This is a genomic window from Calothrix sp. NIES-2100 (assembly GCF_963875285.1).
Classification (GTDB): Bacteria; Cyanobacteriota; Cyanobacteriia; order Cyanobacteriales; family Nostocaceae; genus Aulosira.
Genome location: NZ_CAWNLA010000001.1, coordinates 4,076,310 through 4,090,373, shown reverse-complemented (window position 1 = coordinate 4,090,373; position 14,064 = coordinate 4,076,310). Strand labels below are relative to the sequence as shown.

4 protein-coding genes are annotated in these 14,064 nt (G+C 41.1%); 2 read left to right on the top strand and 2 right to left on the bottom strand.

Going from position 1 to position 14,064, the window contains the following annotated elements:
* Positions 1–290: 290 nt before the first annotated feature.
* Together AACU32_RS16545 and AACU32_RS16540 are read right to left on the bottom strand one after the other, a co-directional pair.
* Positions 291–1,103, bottom strand: a complete 813-nt coding sequence (locus AACU32_RS16545) for an SDR family NAD(P)-dependent oxidoreductase (RefSeq protein WP_096601256.1) — start codon at positions 1,101–1,103, stop codon at positions 291–293.
* A gap of 696 nt (positions 1,104–1,799) precedes the next feature.
* The gene (locus AACU32_RS16540) at positions 1,800–2,204 is read right to left on the bottom strand and encodes a fasciclin domain-containing protein (protein WP_096601254.1); all 405 of its coding nucleotides are present in this window, start codon (positions 2,202–2,204) and stop codon (positions 1,800–1,802) included.
* 687 nt (positions 2,205–2,891) lie between these two features.
* Between AACU32_RS16540 and AACU32_RS16535 the strand changes: the two genes are divergently transcribed.
* Complete coding sequence (locus AACU32_RS16535; protein ID WP_096601252.1) at positions 2,892–8,324, top strand: phytase; 5,433 nt, start codon at positions 2,892–2,894, stop codon at positions 8,322–8,324.
* Positions 8,325–8,995: 671 nt separating this feature from the next.
* Positions 8,996–13,753 (top strand): esterase-like activity of phytase family protein, encoded by a 4,758-nt coding sequence (locus AACU32_RS16530; RefSeq protein WP_096601250.1) that lies wholly within the window; start codon positions 8,996–8,998, stop codon positions 13,751–13,753.
* Positions 13,754–14,064: the final 311 nt, after the last annotated feature.

The following is a 14,064-nucleotide window of genomic DNA, read 5'->3' as shown; positions in this document are numbered from 1 at the left end:
TCATCAATAAAAATCAATTACTTTAATACTCTCATTTTGAGAGTATGATGTCAAGCTCATATAAGCCGTTATGTCTATCAAGAGTCAAAAAGTCCAGAGTCTAAAGCTTTTAGATGCATACTGCAACTACAAACGAATTTTATAGCTGTAGCCAGATATATTAGGACATCAAGCTAAAATAAAACCCTGACAATAAAAGGCTTTCAAGTCTGTCAACAGTCAACAGTCAACAGTCAACAGCTATATCTTGAATTCTTGACCGTTGACTCTTGAATCTTGACTCTTGACTCTTATGATTTATTTTTCAGTTCGTGCATACTTTTCACAACTTTTGTGACTAGGTTTCTGGGTGTAAATCTGACACTTTCTGTGAGAATCTTATTCCTCAACCCAGGAATCACAACTATTTTGTTTGCCATTAAGCTACGATAACCAATTTTGGCTACTCTTTCTGTATCCATCATCCGATTAACACTGGCAATTTTTGAGTCTTCCATCGCCGCTGTTTTTTGAAATTCCGTTGCTGTTGGCCCTGGACAAAGAACAGTGACGCTGACACCTGTACCTTCTAATTCATTAGCAATTGCTTCGGAAAATGATAAGACATAGGCTTTAGTAGCAAAATAAACCGCCATGAGAGGCCCTGGTTGAAAAGCAGCAACTGAGGCAACGTTTAATATTTTTCCATAGCCTTGTTCTACCATATCCTTAAGGAATAACTTTGTTAAATGGGTGAGACTCACTATATTGACCTGTAGCATTTTTAGTTCAGTAGTGAGGTCGGTTTCGGCAAAGACTCCATAAGTACCAAAGCCTGCATTGTTTACCAACACATCAACCTTAATAGATGATTGTTGTAACTCTGTGAAAATTTCTGTGGGCGATGTGGGTATAGATAAATCTTTAGCCAATATTTTTACAAAAATGCTAAATTTTTTGGGGAATTCATCTGCGATTTCATTAAGTTTTTCTTCATTCTTGTCTACTAATACCAAATTGTAATTATTCCGACCAAAAATGTATGCTAATTGGTAGCCAATGCCACTAGCGGCTCCAGTAATTAGAGCAGTTTTTTGACGCTGAATTTTTGGGGTATTATTCATCTCAAAAATATTGTAAATTTAAGTGAGCTAGCATAAATACTCACTAGAATGTAGAGAGTTTTATAAAAGAATTTAAGTTGATAGCTGCTGAGCTATGTTGCCAATTTGGCAATGATTAATCTTTTGAATATATAAGCTATTTATCAAATAAATATTAAATTATGTAAGCTATGTTACGGCACTTTGTATGCCTAGTTTTTATCGCAAATTACGTGTTGTAAGTGGGTGCATATCATGTGCGTTAAATAAGAAGCTTTTAAATAAAAAAATATTTCCATTATCAATTTGTCTATCCTATCACTTGTCAGGCTGGGGATTACCCCTGCCCGACAATTTGGGATAATTTATTTTTTGGTATTCCTTAACTGTAATTGCGATCGCTCTTAAGCAATCCCAAAAATCTGGCGATCGCGTCGTTTCATTAGCTGTGGAAATATTCAGAATGATTTGAATGATGCCTTAATTTCGATGATTTAACCGCCGATTTACGCTCCTTTACGCTAATGCGCTAAATTAGCTGTGTCATGCTACTACTAACTTCATGGTATTTCTGCATTACAGCGCAGTACTTATGTAAAGATCAGTGTTTAACCGGACACGATAATATATCCTAACGAGCGCATTCCAAAAGTAGTAGGACAGCAACTAATTTTAATCGCTGTCCTACAAATGCGCTCTTAATTATTTGAGCTTTTTTTAGCCAGGAATCAACACCGTATCAATAACATGAATCACACCGTTATCAGCTTCAACATCTGGTGTAACAACGTTAGCGTCATTTATTTTCACTCCGCCATTAGATGCGTCAATTTGTACGCTGCTACCTTCAACAGTTGGAGCTGAGTCCAAATTGACCACATCTGCTGCCAGTACTTTACCTGAGACAACATGATAAGTCAGGATTTTCGTCAGTTGTGGAATGTCCTGGAGCAATGAGTCTACTGTCCCTGCGGGTAGCTTAGAAAATGCCTCGTCAGTAGGTGCAAAGACCGTAAATGGACCTTGTCCCTTGAGGGTATCCACTAAGCCAGCAGCTTGGACTGCCGCCACTAAAGTATTAAAGGAACCAGCATTAACAGCAGTATCAACGATGTCAGCCATATGTTTGAAAAATTTCCGTATATTTCATTACAAAAATATACTTTTATTCATATATTTACAATCTACCCTGAGATAGGTTAAGTGCTGTTAATTACTTGATATTTACACTAGAAAATTCAGTCATGACTATAACTTAGGCATTGACAAAATAGAGAGATAATGTATTACAGCAGTTTTCATATGAATAGACCACAGTGAGCAAACCAACCCTAAGCATCGTCGGATGAAATTTGCTCATTTACAATGTCACTTGTCCTTTCTCTCGATAGCGACAGATTAACCTTTTAATACCAATTTGAAAAAAGAATGCGACAGATGGTAGGGGCACCGCAGTGCCGTGCCCTCTAGAATATATTGATGTGTCGCCAACATTATTTGAATTGGTATAACAAATGATAAGCTGACTTGAAAGCGGTCAGCAATTTGTCTTTGTGACCCTATAATTATAATCCTTTAACCTGGCGCTAGCTATTTCTTAACGTTACCAGGATAACTTGAGCTACTGAAATAGATATTAATAGGTGTGACTGAATATGAGGATAAAATTCAACCTCTGATTCTCTGCGACTCTGCGTGAGAATTCATGTATTTCACTCAGAAAAACTCATAATTCTCTCAAGTTTATAGTTTATCGCTTTAAATAATCTCTCTTATTCTCTAAATCTAGAATTTACCTCAAAGCATTCTATGGTAACTACCAACACAATTCGCTTTTCCCAATTCAATGCTTCCCTAAACCGTAATGCTGATGGTCAGCTAATCACTGATTTATCTACACCTAATAATGCTCAGGCGAAAGCTGTTGCAGAAATTATCCAGCGCAACAATCCTGATATATTATTAGTTAATGAGTTCGATTACGTCAAAGTCAATCCTTTAGAGGCGGTTCAATTATTCCAGCAAAATTACCTAGCTGTTAGCCAAAATGGTGCAACTGGTGTTAATTATCCCTACTTTTATATTGCTCCTAGTAATACAGGAATTGCTTCGGGATTTGATTTAAATAATGACGGTCAAGTTGTCACTACCCCAGGCGCATCCGGATACGGCGATGATGCTTTTGGATTTGGTAATTTTCCTGGTCAATATGGGATGTTGCTACTTTCCAAATATCCTATTGATACTGCGAATATCCGCACCTTCCAAAATTTTCTGTGGAAGGATATGCCAAATTCTTTACTTTCTACTATCTCCACTCCCAATTCTAATACTCCTTGGTATTCACCAGAGGAACAAAACGCTTTACGCCTTTCTTCTAAAAATCATTGGGATGTTCCAATTAAAATTAACGGCGAGACAATTCACGTTCTCGTGAGTCATCCTACACCACCAACCTTTGACGGAACTGAAGACCGCAACGGTAAGCGCAATCATGATGAGATTCGCTTGTGGGCAGATTATATCACCCCAGGTAAAGGCGATTACATCTATGATGATGCAGGTAAAAAAGGCGGGATTACTGCTGGTTCGCGGTTTGTGATTATGGGTGACCAAAATGCAGACCCGGTAGATGGTGATAGTTATGACAACGCTATTCGTCAACTATTACAGCATTCTGGTATCAATACTAATGTCATTCCTACTAGTCCCGGCGCATCGCAACAAGCAGCCTTACAGGGTGGTGCAAACGTTAACCAAAAGGGTAATGCTAATTTTGATACCGCAGACTTTCCTGATACTGCACCCGGTAATTTGCGGACTGACTATGTTTTACCTTCGGCTGATTTAACTATTAGCAATTCCGCAGTGTTCTGGCCTGTAAATACTGACCCGAATTTTCCTTTGGTAGGTACTTTTCCCTTCCCTAGTTCCGACCATCGTTTAGTATATGCAGATGTGGAAGTGGGAGCAACGACAGCAGGGAAAACGATTCCCGATATCGGATTTTTGGGACAAACTACATTACCTACAGGCTTTATTCCCCCTGGTGCTGCGGGAACGGTAAATGGAGTACAAACTGCGTTAGGTGGGTTGTCTGGTGTCGCCTATGATGCAGCTAAAAACCAGTTTTACGCAATCTCTGACGATCGCTCTCAAATTGCTCCCGCCCGATTTTATACTTTTACTAGCGACCCTGCAAATATTGCCACAACTGGAGCGACTTTTACCAATGTTACGCCGCTAAAAGATGCTAACGGCAATTTCTTTGCTAGCAACAGTCTTGATCCAGAAGGGATTGCATTAACTAACAATGGTACAGTTTTCATCTCCTCTGAGGGTGAAGTGAATCCTAGTGCGGGTAGGGTGACTAATCCCTTTATTAAAGAATTTTCCCTGACTACAGGGCAAGAAGTTCGCAGTTTAGCTGTCCCCAAGAAGTTTTTACCAGTTATAGATACTAGCAATACCCAAACCGCAGGTGTATATAATAACCTGGCGTTTGAAAGCCTGACAATTACACCTGATCAAAAAACTCTGTTCACCGCCACGGAAAACGCTTTATTGCAAGATGGGTCGAGAGTTACCACGACAACAGGTAGCAGATCGCGGATTTTGCAATATAATTTGGTAACGGGACAGCCAGAAAAGGAATATCTCTACATTACAGATGCATCTGTCACACCAAACCCAACTACAGGCTTTAGTGATAACGGTTTGGTGGATTTATTGGCTATTGATAATCGTGGTACATTACTAGCTGTAGAACGTTCTTTTGCACAGGGTTTTGGGAACGAGATTAAAATCTACGAAATTTCCCTACAAGGTGCAACTGATATCAGCAGTATCGACTCACTCAGCAGTTTCAGCGAAACTCAATTAGCTGCTATTCAACCAGCCCAAAAGCGGCTAGTGTTGAATTTAAATGACCTAAATCTACCAACTGACCCCAATCATCCGATTACAGGGACAGATAACATCGAGGGTATAGCCTTCGGTCCGAAATTAGCGGATGGTCGTCAATCGATTGTTTTGGTGAGTGATAACAACTTTGGTGCAACTCAATATACCCAAATCTTGACTTTGGATGCAGATTTAGTCCCTACCGCCGCGCCGAGAGTTGAAACTCGTCCTGACTTATTTGACGATGAGACATTACCAACAGATCAGCGGGCTGATGCTGATGACCCAGCTATCTATATTAATGCTAATAATACTGCTGATAGCTTAGTTCTGACCTCAGTCAAAAATGCCGGACTGCGGGTGTATGACTTATCTGGTAAACTATTGCAAGAAGTGAATCCTGGCGGTATTCGCTACAACAACATTGATTTGCAATATGGTTTTGAATTAGGTAACGAAAAAATAGATATTGCGGTAGCGAGCGATCGCGGTAATGATAAACTAGCAATATTCAAGATTAACCCCAATCCTAGCACCCTTGGTAAGTATTTAGAAGAGATTAGCGATCGCAGTCTTGGGACTATTTTCCAAGCACCACCCTTTTTTGCTCCCTACTCCTCATCTTCTCGCAGTGCTTACGGGTTAGCTTTATATCGTAGTCCCATCACCAATGATTACTATGTCTTTACCAGTCGTCGGGAAACTGGAGATATCGCCCAGTTCAAACTGATTGACAAAGGTAATGGCAAAATTGGGGCGCAACGAGTACGAGAGTTTACTATTCCTTCCCCCTCCGATCCCGAACGTTCAGCCCAAACAGAGGGAATGGTTGTAGACCAAGAAACCGGTTTCCTCTATATTGGTCAAGAAGATGTAGGTATTTGGAAATTTTCAGCAGAACCCAACAGTGGTAAAACTGGTAAGTTAATTGATCGAGTTAAAGCTTTAGGTGGTAGTCACCTCATCGATGATGTGGAAGGATTGACTATCTACTACGGTAAAAATGGCACAGGCTATCTATTAGCATCTAGCCAAGGTGATAATACCTTCGTTGCTTACACCCGTGAAGGAAATAATGATTATTTAGGTAACTTTGCAATTGGTAGTAATGGGGGAATTGATAGTGTACAAGAATCAGATGGTGCAGATGTTGTTAACGTACCTTTAGGTTCCAACTTCCCCTACGGTTTATTTGTGACTCAAGATGGTAACAATGAACCAGCTAAAATAGTTAGCGATGGCGATGAAACAGAGAATATCAACTCTAATTTCAAATTAGTACCTTGGGAAAATATCGCTAACGCCTTCCCCACTCCTTTAAATATTGACACCAATAGTTACAATCCGCGTCATCCTGTTGCGCAACCCAAACTAACTATATATGACTTTGAAAATTTACCAAAGTTAGGCACAACTTCCAAAGGTGACGATATTTTCTTAGGTGGTTTTTCTGGGTTGTACTTCCAAGGAATTGCACCTAACGGTAATCTCCGATTTGTTACGAATACAGATAGAGGCCCCAATGGTGATTCTGTTGGTGCAAATAGACCATTTTACTTACCCGATTTCCAACCAGAAATCGTCAGCTTTGAACTTAACCGTAGTACCGGTGAGATTACAATTACCAAGCGAACAGAGTTATTCCGCCCTGATGGTACAACGCCGTTAACCGGACTCCCAAATTTGCAAGCTGGGGCGAATGGTACAGCCTATACAGATGAAATAGGCGTTGATTTAGATAATAAACCTCTACCTAACGATCCTTTAGGTGCAGATTTAGAGGGAATTGTTGTAGCAGAAAATGGTGATTATTGGATGGTGGATGAATACCGTCCCGCAATTTACCACTTTGATAGTAACGGTAAATTAATTGATAGATTCATCCCCAAAGGAACTGCAACTGCACCCAATCCAGATCAAAGTGTGGGAACTTTTGGAACTGAAGTATTACCAGAAGTTTACGCCCAGCGCCGCAACAATCGGGGATTTGAAGCCGTGGCTTTAGAAGGTTCTAAACTCTACGCCTTTATTCAAAGTCCAATTGATAACCCTGATGTCGCTAATGACGGAACTTCTAAAGCCTCTCGCAATCTGAGAATTTTAGAATTTGATATCAAAAGCAACCAGGTAACAGGCGAATATTTATATTTTCTAGAAGGTTTACCAGGAACTGACAAAATTGGTGATGCAGTTTCTCTTGGTAACGGTAAATTTGCAGTTGTAGAACGAGATGATAATGGTACATCCGCTAGTAACAAATTAATCTACCAAATTGATTTGACAGGCGCAACCAATATCAATAATTCTACTAACTTTACATTGCCAGATGGCAAGACAATTGAACAACTAACTCCGGCTGAATTAGCGACTGCAAAAATTACTTCTGTGAGCAAAAGCTTAATAGCTAATGCTGCACAGTTGGGTTACATCGGCGGAGAAAAATTGGAGGGTTTAGCATTAGTTGCACCCAACACTTTGGCTTTACTTAATGACAATGATTTTAACGTTACTGGTAACACCCCTGCTGAAAGATTGGGAATTTTGGAATTACCTAATAACCTGACGGTTGTTAAACCTAATATCCAATTTGGTTCTAGCAACAGCGATAATATTACACTTCAGCCCGGTCAAACCCTATTCACAGGAAACGGTGCAGATATTGTCGAAGCTACCACAGAAAATACCATCGACACTGGTAACGGTGATGACACAGTATTTACAGGTAGTGACTCTTCAGTATCAACGGGTAATGGTAATGATCAAGTCTTTGTTGGTGCGAATGAACCTGCGAAAAATACTGTTGTTGATGGTGGTGCGGGTAACGATGAACTCACCGTAGTTGAAGCTAGTGGTAGCAATAATTTATTTGGGGCTGCTGGTTCTGATACCCTGAAAGTGGTTGAAGGTTCTGGTCAATTCCTCTTTGGTGGTTCAGGTAACGACACTCTCACCAGTAAGGGGAATAATAACCGACTTTATGCAGGTTCCGGCGATGACAAACTTTTTGCTAACACCAATGACATCCTAGTTGGTGGCGATGGTGATGATGTGTTATTTGCTGGACAAGGAGGTGCTAACCGCCTGACTGGTGGCGCTGGTATCGATCAATTCTGGATTGCAAATGCTAGTCTCCCAACTAGCAAGAACATTGTCACCGACTTTACCCCAGGAATTGACGTAATTGGACTTGGCGGTATTGGAATCACAAAGTTCAGTGACCTAACTTTATTGCAGCAGGGTAGTGATACCTTAGTGAAAAACGGCAGTTCAGAGTTAGCTTTATTACTGGGAATTACAGCAAATACCCTCAGCGCTCATAATTTTACCTTCATCGCCTAAAGTCAATCAGTGCGCTTGAGATCCTCGACTTCCCCTCACCCTATAAGGGTGGGGCTAAACAAACAAAGCCTGCGAAGGCAGGCTAATTATATGCATCTTCATCAAGAATTGGTGTGAGAATTAATCTTTTGTTCCATTCACCTTATTTTTTTCTTAACCTGGCGATGAAAATATTAAACAGACTAATTTAGTTGGGTATATTTTAACTATTTGTTTTATCTAACTTAGATTTTTCTTAATCTTGCCATGAAAATATTATTAGCGATATGCAATCATTCAACATTCGTGAAAAGTTAATATTTTGGTAAATTAGGTAATGCCTATCTTACTAGAAAATTTTCACTAAAAAGCTTTAGTGACATGTCAACTATGGTGAGGTTTGATAGCTAATTTTTCAAAGTTAATTATTTCTTTGAACCAAAAAAATATTAGTTTTGCCATCACTATATTAATTGGGAAATTTCACTAAAGCTAATACCAATTTTCCCTGAATATGCACTTAATTTTTCAAGTAACCGCCTTATCTGCGAGAGGCTTGCGCCAACGCGCAGCGGACTTACCAGAAGAGCGCTCAGAACGCCAAGGAAGATAAGGATAATTATTGAGTGCAAGTTTACGGAGAATAGGTATCAGACCATTTCATACAGTTCAAAACACGGAGATTCTCTTTCATGGCTAAGAATGTCATCATTATGATTGGGGATGGTATGGGCTGGGAAATGGCTCGTGCTGCATCCATATATAAAGAGATTCAAAATGGTAAGACAGGTGCTACTCTCAGTGATTTTTATACAGAGGGTAAGGGTGAAGGACTCAACTTTCAAACACTCCAAGGCTACGGTTTAGTAACTACTTACGGTACAACGATCGCGGATAGTAATGGAGTATATAGTACTGGTAACTCAGCTCTAGATGGTACTAATCCCCTCACTGGAGCCAGTTCTGTTCGCCCTGGTTTCCAATTTGACCCAACTTTTAACCCAGGTAATACCCCAACAGGTGGTGCAAAAGTTAGTGATGGTGCTGTTGGTAACTTGGTAGGTTATGACCCTGCCAAAGGTGGTGTTAATCCTTGGACTCCTGGTAGTGACCCGGAATATATCAAATACAGCTATCCTGACTCTGCAAATACCGCTACTACTCTCTACACTGGGGTCAAAAGCTACAACAACGCTATTGGTGTTGATATTTTTGAAGACCCTCTAGAAACGATTCTCAAAACTGCAAACGAAGTTGGGAAATCAACCGGTTTGGTGACTTCAGTTCCCATCGACCATGCAACGCCTGGTGCGGCGGCGGCTAACGTTAACCGTCGTAGCAAGTATGATGCTGACTATCCGGCATTAGACAACATTCTGCAACAAGAACTGCGGGTATATCAACCAACAGTCATCCTTGGTGGTGGTCATCCACTCTCTGCGCCTGGAGACTTATTACCAACAGGAGTTGAGCCAAATACTAGCAATGAATTTATCAGCAAATCTACTTACACAGAACTCAGCACTAAACCCACTGATAACGTTTACGGTTACACCTTTTTAGAACGAGGTGAGGATGCAGCTAAGACACTAGCTGAAACTGCGGCGAAACTCGATCCCGAAAAAGGCGATCGCCTTTTAGGTCTGTATGGTGCGCGTGGTCAAAATGGTAATTTACCTGTAAGTTCTGCTAACGGCGACTACAGCACCACCGGCTTAGATATGTTCAGCGTTTTCACCAACAAAGGTGATGACACCAAAGTGGATACCAAGCGTCCACTGCTTCCAGGGGAGACGGATGCGTCTTTTATTGCCAAAGAGGTTAACGAAAACCCCACCCTCAAAGACTTGACAAGTGCGGCATTAAATGTGTTAGAGAAAGACCCCGACGGGTTCTGGTTGATGGTTGAAGGTGGTGATATTGATTGGTCTGCCCATGATGACAACATGGACAACCTCATCGGTACCATGCAGGACTTTGACAAAGCAGTTGGCTCAACAATTGACTGGATCGATAAAAATGGTGGTTGGGAAGACAATCTCTTAATCGTTACCGCAGATCACGATCACTATCTAACTCTCAATGGTGACTTTCCGACTTTAATATCAACTAAAGGTGCTGAGGCGTTAACCAACCTGGATAAGCCTGGGGAAGTTGGACATTACTGGGGTTCCGATCCCAATGTCAAATATGGCTGGGGAAGTCACGCCAACCGCCCAGTTCCTGTTTACTACCAAGGTGCGGGTTCAGAAGTTCTCACTAGTTTGGTAGGTAAAGGGTATGAAGCCTACGGATCTCAGATTCCGGGAATTGCGGGTTTAAACGATCAAACCCACATTTACCAAACCATGTTTGCTGCAATTGTGCCCAAAGTTGAGTTAGTTGGTTTTGCTTCTCTTCCTGCTGATACCTTTAGTGAGGGGCCTGCTTCTGGTAGCAAGATTTCCGCCAATGGGAGAACCGGGCCTTTCCCAGGACAACCAGTACAAGGTTTGAGTGGCGTACAATTCGCTAACAGTAACTCTTTCTACTTCCTTTCAGACAATGGTTACGGCGCTAAAGATAACAGTGCAGATTTTCTGCTGCGTATCCAACGTTTAGACCCGAATTTTAAGGGAGCAGAAAATGGTGATGGTAGCGTTAAAGTTTTAGACTACATCCAACTATCTGACCCAGATAAAAAGGTTCCTTTCAAAATTACGAATGAAGGAACTAGTGAAAGATTCCTCACCGGTGCAGACTTTGATGTCGAGTCATTAATCGTTGATAAAGACGGTAGCTTCTGGATCGGGGAAGAGTTTGGCCCCTATCTCTTACATTTTGATCGCTCTGGTAAATTATTAGAAGCTCCCATTGCCACACCCGACGAATTCAAGACTTTAGACGGTAAAGCACCGAAAGTTCTTGGTCATAGAGGTGCAAGTGGCTTTCGCCCAGAGCATACCCTGGAATCATATAAACTAGCAATCGAGCAAGGCGCTGACTTTATTGAACCTGACTTGGTAGTTACCAAAGATGGTGTGCTAATTGCTCGTCATGAACCAGCTTTAGCAATTTTAAACGCTGATGGTACTGTAAATACTGGCAATACAACCACAAATGTAGCTGAGATTGCCAAATTTAGCGATCGCAAGAAAACAGTCAATTTGGATGGAAACCAAGTTACAGGTTGGTTTGCAGAAGATTTCACCTTAGCGGAAATTAAAGAACTACGCGCCATCGAACGTTTATCTTTCCGCGATCAATCCTACAACGGTCAATTTGAAATTCCTACCTTGAAGGAAATCATTGACTTAGTTAAGGATGTGGAAGCGAAGACAGGTAAAAAGATTGGTATCTATCCAGAAACAAAGCATCCAACTTATTCTGCTAGTGAAGCCACATACGTAGGCACTGACACCAAGATTAACCGGAATTTGGGTCAGATACTCATCGATACCCTCAAAGCCGAGAACTTCACCGATCCTAGCCGCATTTTCATCCAGTCTTTTGAAGTCGGAAACCTTAAGGAACTGCATGATACAATCATGCCTGCTGCTGGGGTTGATATCCCACTTGTGCAACTTCTCGATGCCAGCGATATCGATATCAACGGTAAAATCATCGAAAGTCAGCCTTACGATTTAAAAGTGAGTGGTGACAAACGCACATACGGCGATTTGCGCACCCCAGAAGGCTTAGCAGAAATTGCCAAATACGCTGATGGTATTGGCCCTTGGAAACGGATGATTGTCAGCGTCAAAGGTACTGATGCTAATAATGATGGCAAAGCAGATGATGTTAATGGGGATGGGGCTGTAAATGATGCTGACAAAACAACTTTAGCTCCTACTACCTTAGTCCAAGACGCTCACACAGCAGGTTTGCAGGTTCACCCCTACACCTTCCGCAATGAAGATAGATACCTCGCAGCCGATTACAAAGGTAATCCAGAACTAGAGTTTCAGCAGTTCATCCAACTTGGTGTGGATGCATTCTTTACAGACTTCCCAATTACAGGAGATAAAGTCAGAGATCAACTGAGCGATCCTCAAAATAATATAGTGCGATCGCCCCAAAATCCTGATGTTCTCTCTGGAAAGGCTGTTGCTAACTTAGGCGGCTCTAAAGGCTTTGAAGGTGGCGCAATCAACGCCAGCAAAACCAAGCTCTATATGCTGTTAGAGGGAACAGTTCAGGGTGATCCAACTGGTGCTTTGCGGATTAACGAATTTGACATTGCTAGCCGCAAATACACTGATAATAAGCTTTACTACAAACTGGATAATCCCGCAAATGCGATCGGCGATTTCACAGTTGTGAATGACAATGAATACTTAGTTGTAGAACGGGATGGCGGTCAGGGAGATACTGCTAAATTCAAGCGGATCTATAAAGTAGACCTGTCTAAAACTGATGCTAATGGCTATGTAGAAAAACTACAAATTGCCGACCTGTTAAACATCCAAGACCCCAATGACTTAAATGGTGATGGTAAGACAACTTTTGACTTCCCATTTGTCACCATTGAAAATGTCTTAGTTATTGACAAAGATACCATTTTGGTAGCTAATGACAACAACTATCCTTTCTCCACAGGTCGTCCGGGAAATGATCCGCAAAATCCCAAAATCGACAACAACGAAATTCTGCTGCTAAAGTTGGAAAAACCGCTTAATTTGGCTCCTGGTGTAGGTCAACCAAAAGCTGAAGAAATTAAATTTGGTTCTACTTCCAGCGATGATATTACCACTCAGCCAAATCAAACTGTATTCACAGGTGATGGCGCAGATTATGTTGATGCTAACAAAGGTAATACAGTTGTGACCGGTAATGGTGATGACACTGTATTAGCAGGTAGTGACTCTTCTGTTTCTACTGGCGCAGGTAGTGACCAAGTAGTAATTGGTGCTAATGGTTCTGTTAGCAATATCAATGCTGATGCTGGTAATGGTAACGATGAAGTCACCGTAGTAGAAGCTAGTGGTAGCAATAACTTATTTGGTGGCGCAGGTTCTGATACTTTGCAAGTAGTTGAAGGTTCGCGTCAATTCCTCTTTGGTGGTTCCGGTAACGATACCATCACTAGTAATGGGAACAATAACCGACTTTACGGTGGTTCCGGTGATGACAAGCTCATTTCTAACGTCAATGACACCCTAGTTGGTGGCGATGGTGATGATGTGTTATTTGCTGGTTCTGGTGGTGGTAACCGCTTGACTGGTGGCGCTGGTATCGATCAATTCTGGATTGCTAATGCTAGTCTTCCTACTAGCAAAAACATTGTCACTGACTTTACCGCCGGAATTGATGTTATTGGACTAGGTGGTATTGGCGTAACTAAGTTCAGTGACCTGACGCTATTGCAACAGGGTAGTGATACTTTAGTGAAAGTAGGCAGTTCAGAGTTAGTTTCATTGTTAGGAATTACCTCTACTACCCTCACTGCAAATAACTTTGCTTTTGCATAGTGCAGTGATTTTTAATCAAGGTATTTGCAGCAAAAATTCAACAATCAAAATTAGTTATAATTTGTTGAGGCTGTACTAATTTTTCTCATTGAGGGGGTGTTCATCCCTCTCTTTTTTTATCTGTTGTTAACTAATCCTTAATATTTAAGCCATAAAAGATAAAAACAGATTTTTGCCTCTATCCTATAGAAGATTTTTCCGATTTTTCTGGACTTAAGCACAGGTCACATAAAATCAAACCGCAGAGGACACAGAGTAAACAGAGGAATAAGAGTTTGAGATATTTTTTGCGTAAGTCCTACTTTTATAAT

What these genes read in the sequence shown, in the direction of transcription:
- AACU32_RS16535 (WP_096601252.1), top strand. Translation starts at nt 2,892, where the DNA reads ATGGTAACTACCAACACAATTCGCTTTTCCCAATTCAATGCTTCCCTA.
- AACU32_RS16530 (WP_096601250.1), top strand. Translation starts at nt 8,996, where the DNA reads ATGGCTAAGAATGTCATCATTATGATTGGGGATGGTATGGGCTGGGAA.
- AACU32_RS16545 (WP_096601256.1), bottom strand. Translation starts at nt 1,103, where the DNA reads ATGAATAATACCCCAAAAATTCAGCGTCAAAAAACTGCTCTAATTACT.
- AACU32_RS16540 (WP_096601254.1), bottom strand. Translation starts at nt 2,204, where the DNA reads ATGGCTGACATCGTTGATACTGCTGTTAATGCTGGTTCCTTTAATACT.